Here is a 20,707-nt window from a genome sequence, read left to right as displayed (position 1 = left end):
ACAAAGCAACGGCGTGGTTGTCGAGGGTTCAGAAGAAGCGCATGAGGGCGACGTTCAACAACTGCGGCTTCACCTACTGCAATTCCTCTGACTACGCAGTCATAAGCTGAACCATGCGGATTCGAGATGGTTCGGTCAAGGCCGCCTCAGCGATCGCCGGCTATGCACTTGTGGCCATCGCGGGTTTTCTGATCGCCATGGGGTTGGGGCCCGGCTGGGGCGCGGCCGCGGGAAGCGCGTTGATCGTTGCTCTCGTCATCGCGTTGACCCGAGTCTTCCGCGGTGAGGACGAGTCCGACGAACCTCGCCGCTGGTGGCGCATGACGGCCCGACCAGCCGCGGGATTCGTGCTCTCGGGGGGCTTCGCGGCGCAGGCGGTCGGCGTAGCAGCTTCCTCCAGCGTCGATCAGACTCCTCTGGTCTGGCTCAGTGTCGCCGTGTCGATCCTCATCGCCGTCGCTTATCTCAACTCGTCGGTTCGCCTCACGGCGCACTTCACACGCTTGACACCCACGAGGTAACCCCCAGCACGCGCACGAGAGAGAATGCGCCCTGGTCATCGCACCAGGGCGCATTCTCCGTGCCCGCACCGCGCAACGGCCGGCGGCGCGGCCCGCACTCACACGGTGAAGCGGAGCTGCTCCCCCAGCGCCGTGACGGACGTGCCCACCTGCACCGCGTACTCGCCCGGCTCGGTGCGCCACGCGTGGTCGTCGACCGACCAGTACTGCAGCGAGCGCGGCTCGAGCTCGACGCTCGCGACCGCGGCCTCGCCGGCCTCCGCACGGATCAGGGCGTAGCCCGCGAGCCAGAGCACCGGGCGCTCGATCGGGGACTCGGACACGCGCGACAGGTACACCTGGACGATCTGCTTGCCCGCGCGCGCGCCGACGTTGGTGACGGGCACGTTCACCGTGTGCCCGTCGAGGGTCGCCTCGCCGAGTTCCCACTCCGTGTAGCCGAGGCCGTGGCCGAAGGGGATGGCCGCGGCCGGGCCACCGAGAGCGGCACGACGCTGCCACTCGCGGTAGCCCACGTTCAGCTTCTCGTCGTAGAACAGTGCGCCGTCGACCGGCTCGACCTGCCAGACCGGCACGTCCTCCTCGTTCGCCGCCCAGGTGGTCGGCATGCGGCCGCCCGGCTCGCGTGCGCCCGAGAGCACATCGGCGAGCGCGCCTCCGGTCTCCTGTCCGGGGAACCAGGTGAGGAGCACGGCGGGCGCGTCGTCCAGCCAGGGGAGGATGACCGGACCGCCCGAGTTCACGACGACGACGGTGCGCGGGTTGGCCGCCAGCACGCGGCGCACGAGCTCGTCCTGCCCGGCGGGCAGGCGCAGGCCCGCGCGGTCGAAGCCCTCCGACTCGAGTGTCTCGGTGGTGCCGACGACGACCACGGCGACATCGGAGGACGCGGCCAGCTCGACGGCGCGCTGCAGCTCGGCATCGGGGTCGGCGAACGGCTCCTCGTAACCGAAGGTGAACATGACAGCCGCGAGACCGGCCTGCTGCTGCGGTCGGTGCTCCAGGCGCAACGACACGCTCTCGCCGGCCTTCAGCCGCACCGGGAACGACTGCTTGGGCGGGTTCAGGAACGCCATGAACGGATCGGTGCCCTCGGGGAAGAACAGACCGTCGCTCTTCAGCTCGCCGTCCACCTCGAACCGGAACAGGCCGAGACCGGCGAAGCCGACCGCGTACTCGCCGTCCTCCGGCGCCGTGAACGAGGCGACGGCCTCCACCACGGCGGTGTCGCCGAGGATGGGGTCGCCCAGCCAGGCGAGCTTGCCGGACATGCGGTGCTCGTCGAGCAGCACGTCGCCCGACTCGCTCAGGAAGCGCACGTGCAGGCCGGGCTCACCGGTGACCGGGTCGGTCGCGACGCGGCCGTCGATCGGCAGGACCGACTCGGACGACTTGACGCCCGCCGCGTAACGCACGCGGTCGGCGCCGAACGTCTCGACGAGCCCGTCGTACGGCGTGACGACGTGGTCGGGGAACACTGTCGCAGAACCGCCGCCCTGTGTGCGGGCGATGCGGGCGTGCTCGCCGACGACGGCGACCGACAGGCTCGTCGACGCGTCGAGAGGGAGCACTCCGTCGTTGCGAACGAGGACCATGCCGTCGGCCGCGGCCTCCCGCAGCAGGGCGTCGATGCTCTCCTGGGGCCACGGTTGCGCGAGCGGTGCGGCGGCTTCCACGCCCTCGAGCGCGCCGAGGCGCCCGGCGAGGCGGAGGATGCGGCGCACCTTCTCGTCGATCGCGGCCTCGTCCACCTGGCCCGCGCGCACGGCCTCCACCAGCGCGGCGCCCCAGACGCCCTCCGGACCGGGCATCGCGAGGTCCTGCGCCGCCCGGCCCGCGGCGACGGTGTCGCGCACGCCCATCCAGTCGGAGACGACGACGCCGTCGAAGCCCCACTCCTCCTTCAGCGGGGAGTGCAGCAGCTCGTTCTCGGTCATCGTCACGCCGTTGACGGAGTTGTACGACGACATCACCAGCCACGCGCCGCCCTCGACGACCATGCGCTCGAACGGGGCCAGGTAGACCTCGCGCAGGGTGCGCTCGTCCACGTGCACGTCGACGGTCATGCGGTCGGTCTCGCTGTCGTTCGCGACGTAGTGCTTGGGCGTGGCGCCGACGCCGCAGGACTGGACGCCCTTGACGAACGCGGTTCCGACGACGCCCGAGAGCCACGGGTCCTCGCTGTACCCCTCGAAGTGGCGGCCGCCGCGCGGCGAGCGCTGGATGTTGACGGTCGGGCCGAGCGCGACGCCGACGCCCTTGCGGCGGGCCTCCGCCGCGATGAGCTGGCCGAGCCGGTGCACCCGCTCCACGTCCCACGACGCGGCGAGGGAGGTCGGCGACGGCAGGCTCGCAGAGGAGTCGCGCTCGTCCCACAGCTGCCCGCGGACGCCCGCGGGACCGTCGGAGACCACGATCGTCCCGAGCCCGATCTGCGGCTCGTCGTGCAGGGTCCAGAACGAGGCGCCCGTGAGCAGGCGCACCTTCTGCTCGAGGGAGAGAGAACCGAGCAGGCCGTCGAGGAACTCGTCGGCGACGTCGGTGGCGGTGGTGATGTCGGTCATGCGATGGCTCCTAGCGGACGGACTTGATCGGGAGGACCGCGAAGGCGCCGAGCAGGGCGATCACGATGCCGATCGGGAACAGGGCGGTGTAGCCGCCGAGAGTCAGGATGATGATGCTCGCGATCCCGGGTGCGAGCGTCTGCGGGAGTGTTGCGGCGATGTTGAGCACGCCGAGGTCCTTCGCGAAGTCGTCCTTGGACGGCAGCACCTCGCTCATGAGCGCCGTGTCCACCGCCTGGAACGCCCCGAAGCCGAGGCCGGCGACGAACGCGAACAGCATCATCCCGACGAGCGACGGGAAGATCAACGGGAACAGCATCGAGAGCGCCATGATCGTTCCGGCGACGATGACGACGATCTTGCGGCGACCGAGCTTGTCGGAGAGCGGTCCACCGATCAGCGTCGTGATGATCGTGCCCGCCATGCTGATGAGGCTGAGCAGCGGGACGAACGCCCCGGCCTTGGCGCCCAGGCCGACGTAGTCACGCAGGATGAAGAGCTGGTAGCCGGTCACCATGAAGTAGCCCGCGTACAGGAGCAGGCGGCCGGTGAAGCCCCAGAAGAAGTCCGGGTGCTTGATCGGGTTCACCCAGAAGGTGCGGAGGAATGCGCCGAGGCTGAACGGGGGCTTCGGCTCGCCCTTGTTCGAACGGTCCGGGTTGAAGACGACGAAGAGCACCAGGACGATCAGCGCGAAGCCGGCGAAGACGAGGTAACCGGCCGACACGTTGGAGAGGAACATCGCGCCGGCGATGCTGCCGCCGAGCGCACCCACCATGAGGCCGAGACCGGACAACGACGAGAACGTGCCTCGTGCGCCGCTCGGCACACGGTCCGGCAGGATCGCGGAGAGCGGCCCCTGGGCGAAGTTGTAGCAGACCTGCACCATGACCCAGGCGATGCCCAGCTGGAGGATGGTGTTCGATGCGCCCATGAAGACGAGCGAGAGACCGCCGAGGAGACCTCCCGCGACCATCCATGGCGCCCGTCGACCGAACCGGCTGCGGGTGCGGTCGGAGACCAGGCCGGCGATCGGCTGAGCGACCATCGCAGCGAAAGCGCCGATGGTGGCAATGAGCCCGAACGCCCCCACGCTCGCCTTCTCACCGACGATGTTCGTGATCTGTGTCGGGAGCAGGAGGCCGGGAACGGCTCCCCAGATCCCGAACACGGCGATGTTCGCCAGCATCATCCACAGCATCAGCTTGAGGAGCTTGCCCCGCACCTTGACCTTCTGCGGGGCCTGAGCCGATACCGCGGAGGTGGGGGCGGCCGAGAACGCCGAGTCGGCGGTGGTCAGGGTCGAACCGAGGGCCACGCTGTCGGGCGCGCCAGACAGGTTCGGCGGGAGGGTGGGCTGCACCGGGCGGGGCTGTTCGGGGAAGTCATCAGACGGCGTTGTCACGGGGAGGTGTCCTTTCAGAGCAGGCGACGTTGCGTGCTAACACGCGTAACCATACGACAGCACCGAGGCCGAATACAAGCTGTTGGTCGGTTTTGCTGACGCGAGTAAGCAGACTCTGTGCCGAGACCTAGACTGAACACACCATGTTCACGCCGCAGGTCGTCAAAGCCCCGACGAGTGCCGATGTCGCCCTCGCAGCAGGCGTCTCGCGCGCCACCGTCTCGTTCGTGCTCAACGACAAGCCCAACTCGCGCGTCTCCGACGACACCCGCCACCGCGTGCTCGAAGCCGCGCGCCTGCTCGGCTACACCCCCAACACCGCCGCCCGCTCGCTCGCGAGCGGGGAGGCCGTGGCCGGCCTGCTGCTCGCGGCCTCCACCTCCGACCACGGCGCGACCGTCGAGCGCACCTTCGACGCCCTCCTCGGCCGCACGGTCGACGACGGCACGGACGCGCTCCGGCACGCCGACACCGCAGCGACGGGCGCAGAAGCCGGCCAGCTCTGGGCGAAACTGCGGCCGGAGGCCGTGCTCGCCGAGGCGGAGCGGTGCGACGAGGCGGCCACCGAGGTGCTGCGCCTCGCGGGGGTGCGCGCGCTCATCGTGCACGGCCCCGCCGCGGTCGACTACGCGCCGTCGCTCGTCATCCCGCAGCGCCCGTTCGGCAGCATCCCGATCGAGCATCTCGCCGCACTCGGCCACCGCCACATCGTCTACGTGACGCCGGCCGGGCCGGGGCCTGCCGCCACCGAGCGGCTCGCGGGAGCGCGGGAGGCGGCCGAGCGGCTGCGCGTGCGACTCGACGTCACGCACGCCGCCGCCTCCGCGCGCACCCTGCGCGACTGGGCCCACGGCCTCCGCTACGACCCCGCAGCACCGACGGCAGTAGCAGCGGCCGACGACGGCCTGGCCATGGCGGCCATCCGCGCGCTCGCGGACGCGGGCCTGCGCGTGCCGGCCGATATCGCGGTCGTCGGAGCCGACGACCACCCGGCCGGAGCCGACTTCGTACCGCGCCTCAGCACGGTGACGTTCGACGCGGAGGCGCTCGCCACGGACCTGCTCGAGGCATACACCCGGATGCGGGCGGGCGAGCGCGTCGAACGACTGGAGGCTCCGCCGGCGCGGATGGTCGCGCGGGAGTCGAGTGCGCCCCCGGTTGCGGGCGTCCGGGCAGCGATCGCTCCGTGAAGGTCGCACGTTCGGGCAGGTGGCCGCACGATTGCGGACGGCGGCCCCGCTCCGCGTACGACTGCCCAGGGCGGCCCTAGACGGGGTCCCGTCGCGCGTGCTCCACTTTGCCTACCGTCACACTGACAGCAAAGGAGCACGTTGTGGGGAAGCTCGAATCGGGAAGCAACTCGACCAACACCGAGGGCGCCGCCGGAAGGCGGAGAAGGAGGTTCATCGCCGCGATCGTCGGTCTGATGCTGGCGCTCGCGCCGGCCTCACTAGCGGCCGGACCAGCGACCGCAGCACCGCCTTCGGGAGCGGTTCACGCAGGCTGGACCTATTCGTGGAATCTCAATCCGACGTGCTCGAATCGGAGTCAGCAAGTGATCAGCGCCTTCCCCTCGGCTTATGCCGTCTGGCTCTACAACAACGACTATCACTGGAACGGGCACAAGTATGCCTGGAGCTTCTACGGCACGGTCTACGAGTACGTGCTGATCGGCACAAAGCTGACGCCCACGAAAGTCGGAACAGTCACCTACCAGTGCTGACGACTCGCTGACAGCGGAGTGCCCGACCAGGGGCCAGGTGCTCGACTGGTCGGGCGCTCGACGTCCGCGCCGCTGACTCCCGCCCCCGCTTGCGGGGCAGCCGAGCGGCGATCGGGGGTAAGCCGGCCGGTTAGGGTGGAACGTGTGGGGATTCTCGCCTGGCTCACACTCGCACTCGGCCTGCTCGCCGCCTACCCGGCCTGGCGATTCGGTGCGCGCGCGTGGCGGTTCCGCGCCGGACCGACGGTCCGAGCGGTACTGATCGGCCAGGTCGCCGGGCTCGTCTTCATCCTGCTCTGGTGCCTCTTCGCGCCCCGGCCCGACCTCGGCGGAGCCGGCTGGTTCGCGATCGCTCTCGCGTCGCTCGCCGTGCCGCTCGCACTCGGCGACACGCTGCAGTCCCGGGGCGGCCCCCGGACCCTCGCACTGGCGCTCACCGTCGCCACCGGCCTCGCCGGGGTCGCCGCCACCGGCCTGACGCTGCGACCGACGCTCGCAACGGCCACCATCGCGGGCAAGGCCGTTCCGCTGACCCCGGACACCCTCGCGAACGGCGCGCAACTGACCGTGCGCATCCCGCCGACCGCGTCCGGCTTCTCGGCGCGCGACGCCCACCTGTTCGTCCCCTCCGGCTGGCTGCGCGACCCCGCGACGACGCGCCCGGTGGTGGAGATGATGATGGGCCAGCCGGGGAGGCCGACCCTGGGCGCCACCCTCGACGCCCTGCACAGCCTCGGCGCCGAGCGTCTGGACGACGCACCCTTCATCCTCGTCGTCGACCAGATCGGCGCGATCGACAAGAACCCGCCGTGCAGTGACACCGTCGGCGGCAAGCTCGACACCTACCTGTCGAAGGACGTGCCCGACTGGATCCGTTCCAACCTGCCCGCCAGCGGCGACCGCGAGGACTGGGTGATCGCCGGTTACTCACACGGCGGCGAGTGCGCGGCCTACCTCGGGGCGAAGCACCCCGACACCTGGGCCAACGTCGTCGACATCTCCGGCCCGGACAAGCCCGGCGAGCACCGGCCGACGTTCACCCGGAACACGTACTACGGCGGCAGCCAGGCCGCGTTCGAGGCCACCTGGCCGGCCAACATCCTCTCGTCGTCGACCTACCCCGAGCCGATGACGGGCATCTTCGTCGCCGGCGCACTGGACCCGCACTTCCGGCAGCAGGTGGAGGCCACGGCCACCGCCGCCGAGAAGGCCGGCTGGAAGGTCACCTACTGGGCCGTCCCCGACGCGACCCACACGCAGGCCCTCGAACCCGGGCTCGCCACCGCCTACAACCAGCTCATCGGGCGCTGGCTCGCGTCCGGCGCGATCCCGTCGGCCGACCGCTTCCTCTGCACGCCCGACCAGAACGCCCGCGCCTGCGGCCTGACGCAGGCGGCGGCCGTCGCCGGCACGGTCACGATCGTCGACCTCAGCGCTCTCGCCCTCTTCCTCGGCACTCAGCTGCTCCTGTTCTTCACTCGCCGCAGCGTGGTCGCCGCCGCCGACCCCGAGTAAGCAAGAGATTTGCGGCAAATGCCGCGAATACCTCCCTGAGAGACGACATTTGCGGCAAATGCGCGCGGAGTCAGGCCGAGACGGCCTCCCGTGCCGCCGTGAAGGCGTCGACGCACCGGTGGATCTCCTCGTCGGTGTGCGCCGCCGACAATTGCACCCGGATGCGCGCCTTGCCGCGCGGCACCACGGGGAACGAGAACGCGGTGACGTACACGCCGTGCTTCTGCATCTCGTCCGCGATGCGGGCGGTGAGCGCGGCGTCGCCGAACATCACCGGCACGATCGGGTGCTCGCCCGGCAGGAGGTCGAATCCGGCCTCCGTCATCAGCTCGCGGAACAGCACCGCGTTGCCCAGGAGTTGCGCGCGCAGTCCGTCGGACTGCTCCAGCAGGTCGAGCGCGGCCAGCGTGCCCGCGACGATCGACGGCGCGAGCGTGTTCGAGAACAGGTACGGCCGGGCGCGCTGACGCAGCAGGTCGACGATCTCCTGCCGCGACGACACGTAGCCGCCGGACGCGCCGCCGAGCGCCTTGCCGAAGGTGCCCGTGTAGATGTCGACGCGGTCGGCGACGCCGCAGAACTCCGGGGTTCCGCGACCGTGCTCGCCGACGAAGCCGACGGCGTGCGAGTCGTCCACGAAGACCAGGGCGCCGAACTCGTCCGCGAGGTCGCAGATCTCGCGGAGCGGCGCGATGTAACCGTCCATCGAGAACACACCGTCGGTCACGATCACCGTGTACCGGGCTCCCGCATCGCGCGCCGCCGTCAACTGGGCGCGCAGGTCCGCCACGTCGCGGTTCCTGTAGCGGTAGCGCTGCGCCTTCGACAACCGGATGCCGTCGATGATCGACGCGTGGTTGAGCTCGTCGGAGACGATCGCGTCCTCCGCAGAGAACAGGGTCTCGAAAACGCCGCCGTTGGCGTCGAAGCACGACGAGAACAGGATCGTCGCCTCGGTGCCGAGGAACGCGGACACCCGCCGCTCCAGCTCCAGGTGCTGTTCCTGCGTCCCGCAGATGAAGCGCACGCTCGCCATCCCGTAGCCCCACTCGTCGAGCGCGGACTTCGCCGCGTCGCGGAGGACGGGATGGTCGGCGAGGCCCAGGTAGTTGTTGGCGCAGAAGTTCAGCACTTCCGTACCGTCGGCGGTGATCAGCGCCGCCTGGGGACCGTGGATGCTGCGCTCGCGCTTGGTGAGCCCGGCCTCCTCGATCTCTGCCAGCTGCCCCGCCACGTGCTCGCGAAACGTCCCGTACATCAGAGCTCCGTCCAGTCGAGGATGACCTTGCCGCCGCCGGCCGCCGCGGCCGCTGCGAACCCCTTCTCCCAGTCTCGCGCGGGGAAGCGGTCGGACACGATAGAGGCGATGGAGTCGTGCAGGGGCTTGGAGGTCTGCAGCATCGCGCCCATCGCGTTCCAGGTCTCGAACATCTCACGGCCGTAGATGCCCTTGAGCGTGAGCATGTGCGTGACGACGATGCCCCAGTCGACCGAGATCTTCTCGGACGGCAGCCCGAGCATCGCGATGCGGCCGCCGTGGTTCATGTTCTCGATCATCGAGGGCAGCGCCGTCGGGGCGCCGCTCATCTCGAAGCCGACGTCGAAGCCCTCGCGCATTCCGAGCGCCCGCTGGGCCTCGCGGATGTCGTGCTTCGAGACGTCGACGGTGAAATCGGCCCCCATGCCCTTCGCCAGCTCGAGACGCCGCTCACTGACGTCGGTGCCGACGATGAAGCGTGCGCCGACGTGGCGGGCGACGGCGATCGCCATCAGGCCGATCGGGCCGCAGCCGGTGACGAGCACGTCCTCCCCGACCACCGGGAACGCCAACGCCGTGTGCACGGCGTTGCCGAGCGGGTCGAACAGTGCGCCGACCTCCGGCTCGATGCCGATGTGGTGCACCCACACGTTCGTCGCCGGGAGCACGAGGTACTCGGCGAAAGCCCCGTCGCGCTGCACGCCGACGCCCTTCGTGCGAATGCACATCTGGCGGCGGCCCGCCCGGCAGTTGCGGCAGGTGCCGCAGACGATGTGGCCCTCACCGGAGACCCTGTCGCCGACCTCGACGTCGTGCACCAGGTCGCCGACCTCCACGACCTCCCCGTAGAACTCGTGCCCGGGGACCAGCGGCGCGGCGACGGCGGAGGCCGCCCAGTCGTCCCAGCGCAGGATGTGCAGATCGGTTCCGCAGATGCCGGTGCGGAGCACCCGGATCTTCACGTCCTCCGGGCCGATCTGCGGCTCGGGAACGTCGACGAGGGCCAGCCCTGGGCCGGCCTCGCTCTTGTACAGGGCTCTCATGTTCGCCATCCTCGTGGGGTCGTGCGGTGCGCGTCGTCGCGTGGCATCCGTCGCCTTGTGGGCAGGAGGCCGCGCACCAGCCTACTTCCCGTCCGCGCTACATTTCATGTCGTGTGGTCGCAGCTGGGACAGGTCGTCGCGGAGTTCTTCCCGCTGGCGGTCGGGGTCGCGCTCAGCCCCCTTCCGCTCATCGCTGCGGTCATCATCTCGCTGGGATCCGGAGGCGGCGGACGGGCGGTCGCCCTGGTCGCCGGGCGGTTCCTCGGGGTCGTCGTCGTGGTGGGCGTGTTCGCCGCGCTGTCTGAGCTGTTCGCGGACGCGGGAGGGTCCGCGATCGTCCTGTCGGCGCTGAACGTGCTGCTCGGGCTGGCGATGATGGTGTTCGGCGTGCTCACCTGGGCGCGACGACCGCGCGGCGACGAGGCGGACAGCCCGCCGAAGTGGATGGCCTCGCTCACAGGCGTCTCGGGGCCGAGTGCTTTCGGGCTGGGCTTCACCCTCTCTGCGGCCAATGTGAAGGAGCTCGCCTTCGGCGCGGGTGCCGGCATCCTCATCGGCGGCACGCTGACCGAGGCGCCGCCGACCATCGCCGCCGTGGCGATCTTCGCGGCGATCGGCACCGTGACCGCCGCCGCCCCCGTTCTGGCTGTGCTCATCGGCGGCGAGCGCATCCGGCCGGCCCTCGACCGGCTGCACGCCGCCTTGATCCGGTCGAGCCGGACGATCACGGCCGTCGTGCTCGTCCTCTTCGGGGCGGTGCTGCTGAGCAGTTCGTTCGGGTGAGGTCCGTGACGGGCGGTGGCGGCCAGCCCAGCGGGTGAAGGCAGCGGCGAAATCCACCCCGCACTGGCGCGGAAACGCAAGCATTTCAGCTGCGCGGGTCCTACGCTGCGGCTGGGGATCCCGGCCCCGCCACCTCCAGAGCTGACCCGACCGCTGATGAAAGGCATCGACGCGATGGCCGACGAAACCCGATCCGACGAGAAGTTCACGAAGCGCGGACTCTCGAGACGCACGATCGTCGGTGCGACCGCGTGGGCGGTCCCCGCCATCGCGGCGGTCGTCGCCTCACCGGCGGCCGCAGTCTCTGTGCTGCCAGGAGGCCCTGTCTACATCCCGCCGGTCTTGACGGGCGTCGTCGGCGGCGGGTGGTCGATCGCCACCAAGTTCGACGCCGGCAAAGGACTGCCCAGCGGAACCCTGCGCTCCGCGACCGCGACCGCGACGGCCGTTCCGATCACCGTCTCGCCCGCGAAGGCCACCAACGTCACGATGACCATCTCCGGAACAGGCTTCTCGTTCTTCCGGGTGGGAGACAACGTCGGGTTCTCGGCCATCCAGAGCATGACGGTGACGACGGCGGCGAACGGCGTCGGCGTGGTCTACGTCGCGATCCCTCCCGCAGGGGTGGGGGCGTCCTCCGCCGTCATCACCGCAGTGGCGAACGGCTCGACCGCGACGGCGACGCTCGCCGCACGAACCGGCTACGCCTACACCGTCGGTGGTCGCAGCGCGCAGGGTCAGACCGCCAACGGCGCATCGCTGGGCAGCGTCTCGTACCCGACGCCGTGGGCACTCGACGAGCCGCTCGCCCAGATCGGGGTGGGGCGAAGCGTGGTCTTCGGCATCTCCGGCTCCGGCGTTCTGCGCGGCTCGGGCGTCAACACCTACGGCGAGATCGGGACCGGAGGCAACATCGCCTCCACACTGGCGCTGCAGGATTCCACGAAGGACGACGGTTCGCCCTTCACCGACGCCGCCCGGTTCGTCGCCTCGCAGAGCGGCGCCGACCAGGGACTCGTCATCGTGCAGGACACGGCGGGCGACTGGTGGGCGACCGGCCAGCAGGTGTCGAACTACCTCGCCATACCGGGTCACGTCACGACGAGCACTGTCATCAAGCGGTTCACGAGGATCGGCGGCGACCTTCCCGGCAAGCCGGTGTGGGTCTCGCTCAACCGCAACGACGCCGTGCTCATCTGGACCCTCGACGACGGCACCGTCTGGCTCACCGGCGACGCGACGAAGTTCGCCAAGTTCGCCAAGGGCCTGCCGGTCACCCGAGGTGAAGGCGTCGTCCAGCAACTGCTCTTCAAGGACGGCTCTCCGGTCACCGGGATCGCGAAAGCCGTCCAGGCCGATGACTGGACGCTCATGATGCTCGCCCACGACGGGCGGGTGCTCTTCTCAGGCTCGGCGACCGCGTCCTACACTCCGGGCGGCTACGTCGACGACGGCTACGTGCACGAGATCCAGCCCCCGCCCGGCACACCCGTGGAGATCTGGGCGCATCAGCCGAACAGCGCGTACGCCACGAGCTTCTACATCAAGAACACGGCCAACGAACTCTGGGCCGTCGGCGGCAACAACGACGGGACGCTCGGGAACGGGACGACCGTGGCGACCCAGAGCTGGACGCGCGTCCTCGTCGACGACGTCAAAGACATGGCCACCGGCGCCCAGCACCTCGTCGTGCTCGACAACTCCGGCGATGTCTGGTTCGCGGGGACGAACTTCGAGAACGCCTGGGGAATGGGCTCAGGCGGCCCGACCAAGGTCACCACGCCGGTCAAGATCACGACCCTCCCCCCGAACGCGAAGGCCATCGCGAGCACCTGGATGGACGCGACGATCGTCCGCTATTGAGCGGCGGCTGTGAGGGAACCGCGGTCGCAGGCTCCCTCGGCGACGGGGTCGTGGAACCGCTTCGTGCCGTCCTGATGCCCGACCGGGCGTGCAGCGCTAGAGTGCGGTCATGAAGCGCGCTCTCATCGTGATCGACGTGCAGAACGAGTACGTCACCGGCAACCTGAAGATCTGCCACCCCGACCTGATGACATCGATACCGAACATCGAAGTCGCGATGGACGCCGCGGCCGACAACGACGTGAAGCTGGTGATCGTGCAGCACATCGAGGATGAAGGCTCGCCGGTGTTCGCACGTGGCTCCGAAGGGGCCGCCCTCCACCCGTCGGTGGCCGATCGCACGCCCGACCTGCTGCTGACGAAGCAGGGCGTCTCGTCGTTCGCGGGCACCGAGCTGGAGCACTGGCTGCGCTCGGAGGGGATCGACACGGTCGCCATCGCCGGGTACATGACCCAGCACTGCTGCGCGGGCACGGCACGTGACGCGGCGGCCCTCGGCTTCACAGTCGAGTTCCTCTCCGACGCGACGGGAACCCTCGACCTCGTCAACGAGGCGGGATCGATCTCGGCGGACGCCCTGCACATCAGCGTGCTCGTCACGATGGACTCGGAGTTCGCGGCGGTCGCGACCACCGAGGAGTGGACGCTCGCGGTGGAGGCCGGCGACACCCTCCCGGTGTCCAACCTCTGGGACAGCACGGGTCACGCCCGCGTACCGGGCAAGCACGAGGAACTGCACAAGCTGATGCGCGACGTGCGCGCCGGCATCGACCGCGACATCGCAGCCAGCGAGGCGAGCCAGTTCGCGAACACGCTGTACGTGGGGCAGGGGGCCTCGAGCTCGCTCTGAGGTGCTGCCGTCTGCCGACCTCCGGCCCCGGGGCACCCGGCGGGGCGAGGTGAAGATCGTGGCGAACTCTCCGTCCACGCGACACCTCAACGACGGTTTTCAGGATTGTGCACTCCAGGCGCCTGGTATTACAGACGCATCGCACCGCGGCAAAGTCCGCCGCGGGGACGAGGAGCGAGGGGCTGAACGTGTTCGCATTCGGGGCCGAACTGGATCGCGCCGTGGCAGCGGCACGCACGCGACGGACCGTCAGCATCGTCGGCGTGCACGGCAGCGGACGCTCGGAGCTGCTCCAGAAGACCATCCGCATCCTCGAGGAGACGGGCACTCCCGTGGTCACCGTGGAGGCCGACCGCGCGTCGACGCAACCAGGTGCGGCCTTCCTCCGCTTCGCGCGCCAGCTCGGGGTGCGCCCGACGGGAGAGGTCGACCCGCTCGACCAGGTGGCACCCGCCCTCCGCCCCTCGACCGTCATCGCCATCGACGACACCCACCTCGTCGACCAACGATCGCTGCGGCTGCTGGCGGCACTCCGCAAACGCACCGGCGCCGCGTTCCTGCTGGCCGAGCTCCCCGGGATGGGCATGCACCATCCCGAGCGCACCATCGCGCCGGTCTGGCCGGAGACGGTGATCACGATGCGCGGCATCGGCATCGGGGCGACCAGCGAGCTGGTGACGGAAGAGCTGGGCGGCGAGACGGATCCCGCAGTGGTGTCGCGCATCTACGCCAAGACCGGTGGGCTTCCGCTGCTCAGTAAGGCCGTCGTGACGAGTGCGCGCGATCACGGCAGGATCGTCCAGCACAACGGCGTGTGGCGCCAGGCCACGGCCTCGTTCTGGAACGACGACTTGATCCCCCTGATCGATGGGATCCTGACGGACTACGAGCCGGAGGTCTGCGCCCTCGTGCGGTCCGTGGCTGAGCTCGGCGAGGTCGCGCTCGACATCGCGACGGAACGGTTCGACGCCCGGCTGACCCAGCTGGCCTGCGACTACGGGCTGATCCGCCTCACCCAGACCGGTCTCGGCGGCGCGCTTCAGGTGTGGCCGCGCATGTTCAGCGACCGCTATCAGCGCAGCACCATCCCGCTCTCCACCATCTGGAAACACGAGTCCGCTCTGGTGCCGACGGACCTGTCGCCGGAGGTCGAGGGGGCGTCGCTCGCCTCGCTCTCGCAGCTGTTCAGGGAACACGAGCGACGAACGGTCACCGCCACGTTCGCCGCCTGGGAAGCGGCGCCGAACCCGACGACCGCCGGCGCATACATCGTCGAGGCGCTCGGCGTCCCTCAGGAGCGCGAACGGATCGTGCGCGTGTTCGCAGAGACCGCGGTGGAGCTCGAGGACGCGTCGAGCACGTCGTTCGAGTTCGTGGTGCAGCAGGCGAACTGGCTGGCCTTCGAGGAGCAGCGGGAGACGGACTGCCGCGACCTCCTCGAGTCGTACGGCACGCTGCACCCCGAGTGGCGCGCCGCGGCGGGCGCGGCCGGCCGGGCGATCTCGCTCATGGTGGGCTCGGGCGTCGAGATCCCGAAGACCGAGCAAGACGACGAGCCGACGGGGTTCGTCCGGCTGGAACGCGCGGTCCGTGCACTCATCAGCGGCGATACCGAAGCAGCACGGGAGTTCGCCGACTGGACTCCCACCAAGCAGGTGTCGAAGGCGACATCGACGACGGTCACGGCGATGGCCGACCTCATCGACGGGCGGCTCGACGCCGCACTGGGCGCGGCCGAGCGGCTGATGAACCAGGGCGAGTACCACAAGCTCCGCGGCGCCTACATCTCCGGGTGCTACGTGGCCGCCCTGGCGAACTACGACCTCGGTCGGCGCACCGCCTACCAGGGCGTCCTCAACTCCGTGCTGCTGGTGGGGCGACCGCAGTACCTCTTCCAGGCCTTCTACGCGGCGCTCCTCCAACTCCACGCGCTCGATCAGGGTCGCGGCGGCTCGTCCTCGCTGCGCGGCGCCCTCCTACGCGAGTCGGAACGGCTGCAGTCGCGGCCGGGGCCATGCTTCGGGATGGGCGTCGACTTCGCGACGACCGTCGCCGTGGAGCGTCAGGCGCCCCTCCTGTTCGATCAGCACATCGCCGCCTCGGTCCGGCGGCGGCGCGAGCTCGGCTACCTCGTCGGCGCGGCCCAACAGGCGCTCTACGGGCTGCAGTATCATCTCGGCGCGAACACCGCGCACGAGTTCCAACGGGTCGTTCGCAGGCTCAAGACCCCCGGATTCGACCACGCGAGCGCCCTGATCGAGCTCCTGCAGAGCGACACGGTCGACGGTCTCACCCGCTGGGCCGACGGCGTCCGCAAGGCACCCTACAACGCGTCGACAGTGCGGCTGGTGCTCTCCGCCGCACGCTCGGAGACGGACGAGCACCGGCGGGAGACCCTCGAGAGGATCGGCCGCTCGCTGGGCAGCGACCGGGTCGTCGCGGAATGGCCGAACCACGCCGGGCTCGAGCCGGAGGGCGAGGCGCCCGGCCCGCTGCTGACGAACCGGGAGCACCAGATCGCGCTGCTGGCCGGGCGGCTGAGCAACACGGACATCGCCGAACGGCTCTCGCTGAGCCCGCGAACCGTCGAGAACCATCTCGCGCGCGCGATGCGCAAGGCCGGGGTGACCAACCGCCACGCGCTGTTCGAGGCCGCTGCCCACTCGTCCGGGCGCTGAACCCCGTCCGGTCCGCCGCACGCGTCTCCTGGGCCGCTACTCAGCTCCGGCTCGCATTCCCCCGGTCCCGCGGCGACTCGGCACCAAAGAAGGGGTGGCCACCACCAGATCCGCCGACAGCCGACCCCTACGACAGCAGGTGCATCGGAGACTACACATGTGGTGATCATCGCGTCGCCGACTGATCGCCGCACGTCGCGAGGGGCCCGTCACGATCGTCCTCCTCGGGGGTGGGACGACACGACGAGCCCCTCGCTCCTTTCGCGCCCTACTTCTCGAGCGGCCTCCAGACGACGATCTGGTTGCTGCGACGCACGCGGGTGCCGGCGCGCATCGGGACCACTTCGCCCGCCGAGCCGGCAGCGAAGACCCGGCGGCCGGGGCGGTTGAGCAGCTCGTCGGCGAGCGCCGACTCCAACTCGCGCACCCGATCGCTCAGCGCGTTGACGTGGTCTTCGAGCTCCAGGATGCGGCGGATGCCCTCCAGGCTCACGCCCTCGGAGCCGAGGCGCGCGATCTCCTGGAGCTTCTGCACGTCGCGCATCGAGTAGCGCCGCGACTTGCCCGCCGTGCGGCCGGGGCTCACAAGCCCTAAGCGGTCGTACTGGCGGAGGGTCTGCGGGTGCATCCCGGCCAGCTCGGCCGCGATCGAGATCACGAAGACCTGCGTGTTCTCGTCCATCGCTAGCCTCGGGCCTTGGCCAGGAGGTCCTCTCGCGGGTTCTCGTCCGGGAGCTTCTCGGCGAACGCCTCCAAGGCCTCCTTGGCCTCGGCGGAGAGGTGCGACGGCACCGCGACCTGCACGACGGCCAACAGGTCGCCGGTGCCCTTCGCGGTCTGCACTCCCCGGCCCTTCACCCGCAGCACGCGCCCGCTGGGAGTGCCGGGTGCGACGCGGAGCTTGACCGGTTCGCCGCCCAGCGTCGGGACTTCGATGGTCGCGCCCAGCGCGGCCTCGGCGAACGTGACCGGCACGGTGACGCGGAGGTTGAGGCCGTCGCGCTCGAACACCGGGTGCTTGCGCACCGTCACGGTGAGGACGATGTCGCCGGGCTCCCCGCCGTCCGGGCTGGGCTGGCCCTTGCCGCGCAGCTTGATCTTCTGGCCGTCGGCCACTCCCGCGGGGATCTTGACCTTGAACGGCTTGCCGTCCCCGGCCTGGAGGCTGATCGTCTCGCCCTTGGTGGCCGTGACGAAGTCGATGGTGGTGTGCGCGGTCACGTCGTTGCCGCGCGTCGGGCCGCCGTAGCCGCGGAAGCCGCCGCTGGTCGAACCGAACCGGCCGTTGCCGAACAGGCCGCCGAAGACGTCGTCGAAGCCGCCCTGGCCGCCGCCCTGCTGGAAGGTGTAGCGCTGGCCGCCTTGGGCGCCGCTGAACATCCCGCCGAACACGTCGTCGAAACCGCCCTGGCCGCCGGAGCCCGGAGCGGTGAACCGAGCACCGGAACCCATGGCGCGCACCTGGTCGTACTCTTTGCGCTGCTCGGGATCGCTCAGCACCGAGTGGGCCTCGCTGATCTCCTTGAACTTCGCCTCGGCGGCCGGGTCGCCCGGGTTCGAGTCGGGGTGGTACTTGCGGGCGAGCTTGCGGTAGGTCTTCTTGAGCTCCGCCTCGCTGACGTCCTTGGAGACGCCTAGGACCTTGTAGAAGTCCTTGTCGAACCAGTCCTGGCTTGCCACGGCGCCTCCTCTCCTGGCTGTGCTGTCGTGGGTCGTGCCGTCGTGGGCACTGCTGTCTGTGAAGTCTGCATCTTCTGTCGAGGCAGGAGCGGCGGGACACGCATCCCGCCGCTCCTGGCGCTCATCGTCCGGCCAGTCAGGCCGGGGTGGCGACGACCACCTTCGCGACACGCACCACGGTGGAGCCCAGCCGGTAGCCGGTCTCGACCACCTCGGCGACGGTGTCGGCCGTCACGCCGGGGGTGGGCTGCTGGAAGATCGCCTCGTGGATCTGCGGGTCGAAGGGGTCGCCCTTCTCGCCGTACTGGGTGAGGCCGAGCCGTTCGACCGACGAGCGCAGCTTGGTCGCGATGGTCGCGAACGCACTGCCCTCCGTCAGGTCGCCGTGCTTGTCCGCACGCTCCAGGTCGTCGAGCACCGGGATGAGGCCCTTGACGGCCTCTCCGATCGCGCGCTCGCGCTCGACCTCCCGGTTGGCCTCTGTGCGCTTGCGGTAGTTCGCGTACTCCGCGGTCACCCGCTGGAGGTCGGCGAGCCGCTCCGCCGCGAGCTGGTCGGCCGTGGTCTGGCCGGAGAGGATGTCGAGGTCGTCGTCGGACAGGACGCTCTGCTCCTCGCCGGGACCCACGTCGACCAGCTCCTCGTGCGCGAGGTCGTGCTCTTCGCCCTGCGGCTCGCGAACCTTGCCGGTCTCGGGGTCGATCCTGCGCTTGTCGCGGATGATCGGCTCCTCGCGCTCCGGTTCCTCCGAACCGTGCCCGTCGCGGTTCTGCTCGCCCATGGTTACTTCTTCTCCTCGTCCTCGACGACCTCGGCGTCGATGACGTCCTCATCGTCGGAGGAGGTTCCCTCACCCTGAGCGCCCGCCTCGCCGGCGTCGCCGGCCGGGGCCTCTGCCGCCTGCGCGGCCGAGTAGATGGCCTGGCCGATCTTCTGCTGGCTCTCGTTCAGCTTGTCGTACGCGGTCTTCACGGCCTCGTCGTCGTCGCCGGCGAGCGCGGTCTTCAGTGCGTCGATGTCGCCCTGGACCTCGTTCTTGACGTCCTCGGGGAGCTTGTCCTCGTTGTCCTTGATCAGCTTCTCGTTCGAGTAGACGAGCTGCTCGGCCTGGTTGCGGGTCTCGGCGGACTCGCGGCGCTTCTTGTCCTCCGCGGCGTGCTCCTCGGCCTCGCGCACCATGCGCTCGATGTCGTCCTTCGGCAGGCTGGAACCGCCGGTGATCGTCATCGACTGCTCCTTGCCGGTGCCCTTGTCCTTGGCGGACACGTGCACGATGCCGTTGGCGTCGATGTCGAAGGTGACCTCGATCTGCGGGATGCCGCGGGGGGCCGGGGCGATGCCGGTCAGTTCGAAGGTTCCGAGCGGCTTGTTGTCGCGGGTGAACTCGCGCTCGCCCTGGAAGACCTGGATCGCGACGGACGGCTGGTTGTCGTCGGCCGTGGTGAAGGTCTCGCTGCGCTTGGTGGGGATGGCCGTGTTGCGCTCGATGAGCTTGGTCATGATCCCGCCCTTGGTCTCGATGCCGAGGGACAGCGGGGTGACGTCGATCAGGAGGACGTCCTTGCGCTCGCCCTTGAGGACACCGGCCTGCAGGGCGGCGCCGACGGCGACGACCTCGTCCGGGTTCACGCCCTTGTTGGGCTCCTTGCCGCCGGTCTCCTGCTTCACGAGCTCGCTCACGGCGGGCATGCGGGTGGAACCACCCACGAGCACGACGTGCGCGATGTCGCCGACCTTGATGCCGGCCTCGCGGATGACGTCCTGGAACGGCTTCTTGGTGCGGTCGAGGAGGTCGCTGGTCATCTGCTCGAACTGCGCGCGGGTGAGCGTCTCGTCGAGGTTGGCCGGCCCGTTCTCGGTCAGCGACAGGTAGGGCAGCTGGATGCTGGTGCTCATCGAGGAGCTCAGCTCCTTCTTGGCCTGCTCCGCCGCCTCCTTGAGTCGCTGAAGGGCGATCTTGTCCTTGGACACGTCGACACCCGTCGAGTCCTTGAAACGCTTGATCAGCCAGTCGACGACGCGCTGGTCCCAGTCGTCTCCGCCGAGGCGGTTGTCGCCGGCGGTCGCGCGCACCTGGATGGTCGAGAAGTCGTCGTCCTTGCCCACCTCGAGGAGGGAGACGTCGAAGGTGCCGCCACCGAGGTCGAAGACGAGGATGAGCTCGTCCTCCTTGCCCTTGTCGAGGCCGTACGCGAGCGCGGCCGCGGTCGGCTCGTTGATGATGCGGAGCACATTGAGGCCCGCGATCTCGCCGGCCTCCTTGGTGGCCTGGCGCTCGGCGTCGTTGAAGTACGCCGGCACGGTGATGACGGCGTCGGTGACGGTGTCGCCGAGGTACTGCTCGGCGTCGCGCTTCAGCTTCTGGAGGATGCGGGCCGAGATCTCCTGGGCGGTGTACTTCTTGCCGTCGATCTCGGTGGTCCAGTCGGTGCCCATGTGGCGCTTGACGGACGAGATGGTGCGGTCGACGTTCGTGACCGCCTGGCGCTTCGCGGTCTCGCCGACGAGCACCTCGCCGTCCTTGGTGAACGCGACGACGGACGGGGTGGTGCGGAAGCCCTCCGCGTTCGCGATGACCGTCGGCTCGCCGCCCTCGAGCACCGAGACGACGGAGTTGGTGGTTCCGAGGTCGATTCCTACTGCACGTGACATGTGTGCTTTCTCTCCTTTGTTGCTGGCTTCGTTGGCCGTATTAAGTCTGGGGTCAAGAGTTGAGCCTTGACGGCTCAAGCTTGTCACCCCGGTGGGGAGACTGTCAAGCCGCAGATCTCAAAACTTGAGTACAGTTGACTCAACTTTGAGCGCGATGGGGATATTCCCTGAT

At 69.6% G+C, this 20,707-nt stretch carries 16 protein-coding genes; 8 read left to right on the top strand and 8 right to left on the bottom strand.

The window, feature by feature from the left end:
- The first annotated feature begins 113 nt into the window (after positions 1 to 113).
- Positions 114 to 521 carry a hypothetical protein gene (locus KNO15_RS10705; protein WP_241703709.1) on the top strand — a complete coding sequence of 136 codons (408 nt, stop codon included), beginning with the start codon at positions 114 to 116 and terminating at the stop codon, positions 519 to 521.
- 98 nt (positions 522 to 619) lie between these two features.
- Here the strand turns inward: KNO15_RS10705 and KNO15_RS10700 are convergent, their stop codons facing one another.
- Complete coding sequence (locus KNO15_RS10700; protein ID WP_241703708.1) at positions 620 to 3,085, bottom strand: beta-glucosidase family protein; 2,466 nt, start codon at positions 3,083 to 3,085, stop codon at positions 620 to 622.
- Between the two features lie 10 nt (positions 3,086 to 3,095).
- Positions 3,096 to 4,490, bottom strand: coding sequence for an MFS transporter (locus tag KNO15_RS10695; protein ID WP_241703707.1), 1,395 nt, complete (start codon positions 4,488 to 4,490; stop codon positions 3,096 to 3,098).
- A gap of 143 nt (positions 4,491 to 4,633) precedes the next feature.
- Between KNO15_RS10695 and KNO15_RS10690 the strand changes: the two genes are divergently transcribed.
- The 3 genes from KNO15_RS10690 (at position 4,634) to KNO15_RS10680 (ending at position 7,728) form a co-directional block, all read left to right on the top strand.
- Positions 4,634 to 5,680 carry a LacI family DNA-binding transcriptional regulator gene (locus KNO15_RS10690; protein WP_241703706.1) on the top strand — a complete coding sequence of 349 codons (1,047 nt, stop codon included), beginning with the start codon at positions 4,634 to 4,636 and terminating at the stop codon, positions 5,678 to 5,680.
- A gap of 143 nt (positions 5,681 to 5,823) precedes the next feature.
- The gene (locus KNO15_RS10685) at positions 5,824 to 6,213 is read left to right on the top strand and encodes a hypothetical protein (RefSeq protein ID WP_241703705.1); all 390 of its coding nucleotides are present in this window, start codon (positions 5,824 to 5,826) and stop codon (positions 6,211 to 6,213) included.
- A gap of 144 nt (positions 6,214 to 6,357) precedes the next feature.
- Positions 6,358 to 7,728: an alpha/beta hydrolase gene (locus KNO15_RS10680; RefSeq protein ID WP_241703704.1), complete on the top strand. Its 1,371-nt coding sequence runs from the start codon at positions 6,358 to 6,360 to the stop codon at positions 7,726 to 7,728.
- 70 nt (positions 7,729 to 7,798) lie between these two features.
- Here the strand turns inward: KNO15_RS10680 and KNO15_RS10675 are convergent, their stop codons facing one another.
- Positions 7,799 to 8,986 (bottom strand): glycine C-acetyltransferase, encoded by a 1,188-nt coding sequence (locus KNO15_RS10675; protein WP_241703703.1) that lies wholly within the window; start codon positions 8,984 to 8,986, stop codon positions 7,799 to 7,801.
- Positions 8,986 to 10,029, bottom strand: a complete 1,044-nt coding sequence (gene tdh / locus KNO15_RS10670) for an L-threonine 3-dehydrogenase (RefSeq protein WP_241703702.1) — start codon at positions 10,027 to 10,029, stop codon at positions 8,986 to 8,988. The genes KNO15_RS10675 and tdh overlap by 1 nt, the downstream gene beginning before the upstream one ends.
- A 111-nt stretch (positions 10,030 to 10,140) precedes the next feature.
- On the opposite strand from tdh, the gene KNO15_RS10665 reads away from it, so the two are divergent.
- The 4 genes from KNO15_RS10665 to KNO15_RS10650 all read left to right on the top strand — a co-directional run bounded on the left by KNO15_RS10665 (position 10,141) and on the right by KNO15_RS10650 (position 16,203).
- Entirely contained in the window at positions 10,141 to 10,812 is a 672-nt protein-coding gene (locus tag KNO15_RS10665; RefSeq protein ID WP_241703701.1) for a GAP family protein, read from the top strand.
- 174 nt (positions 10,813 to 10,986) lie between these two features.
- Positions 10,987 to 12,675, top strand: a complete 1,689-nt coding sequence (locus KNO15_RS10660; RefSeq protein ID WP_241703700.1) for a hypothetical protein — start codon at positions 10,987 to 10,989, stop codon at positions 12,673 to 12,675.
- 109 nt (positions 12,676 to 12,784) lie between these two features.
- Entirely contained in the window at positions 12,785 to 13,525 is a 741-nt protein-coding gene (locus tag KNO15_RS10655) for a cysteine hydrolase family protein (protein ID WP_241703699.1), read from the top strand.
- Between the two features lie 188 nt (positions 13,526 to 13,713).
- Positions 13,714 to 16,203: a LuxR C-terminal-related transcriptional regulator gene (locus KNO15_RS10650; protein WP_241703698.1), complete on the top strand. Its 2,490-nt coding sequence runs from the start codon at positions 13,714 to 13,716 to the stop codon at positions 16,201 to 16,203.
- Between the two features lie 268 nt (positions 16,204 to 16,471).
- Here KNO15_RS10650 and KNO15_RS10645 read toward each other — a convergent pair whose 3' ends face one another.
- The 4 genes from KNO15_RS10645 to dnaK form a co-directional block, all read right to left on the bottom strand.
- The gene (locus KNO15_RS10645; RefSeq protein ID WP_241703697.1) at positions 16,472 to 16,885 is read right to left on the bottom strand and encodes a heat shock protein transcriptional repressor HspR; all 414 of its coding nucleotides are present in this window, start codon (positions 16,883 to 16,885) and stop codon (positions 16,472 to 16,474) included.
- Positions 16,886 to 16,887: 2 nt separating this feature from the next.
- Positions 16,888 to 17,883 carry a DnaJ C-terminal domain-containing protein gene (locus KNO15_RS10640; protein ID WP_241703696.1) on the bottom strand — a complete coding sequence of 332 codons (996 nt, stop codon included), beginning with the start codon at positions 17,881 to 17,883 and terminating at the stop codon, positions 16,888 to 16,890.
- A 136-nt stretch (positions 17,884 to 18,019) separates the two neighbouring features.
- On the bottom strand, positions 18,020 to 18,664 hold the full coding sequence (locus KNO15_RS10635; protein ID WP_241703695.1) for a nucleotide exchange factor GrpE: 645 nt from the start codon (positions 18,662 to 18,664) through the stop codon (positions 18,020 to 18,022).
- Positions 18,665 to 18,666: 2 nt separating this feature from the next.
- Positions 18,667 to 20,535, bottom strand: a complete 1,869-nt coding sequence (gene dnaK, locus KNO15_RS10630) for a molecular chaperone DnaK (protein WP_241703694.1) — start codon at positions 20,533 to 20,535, stop codon at positions 18,667 to 18,669.
- Positions 20,536 to 20,707: the final 172 nt, after the last annotated feature.

Source organism: Leifsonia shinshuensis, from assembly GCF_022606355.1.
Lineage (GTDB): Bacteria > Actinomycetota > Actinomycetes > Actinomycetales > Microbacteriaceae > Leifsonia > Leifsonia shinshuensis_B.
This window is presented reverse-complemented; position numbering and strand designations above follow the sequence as displayed.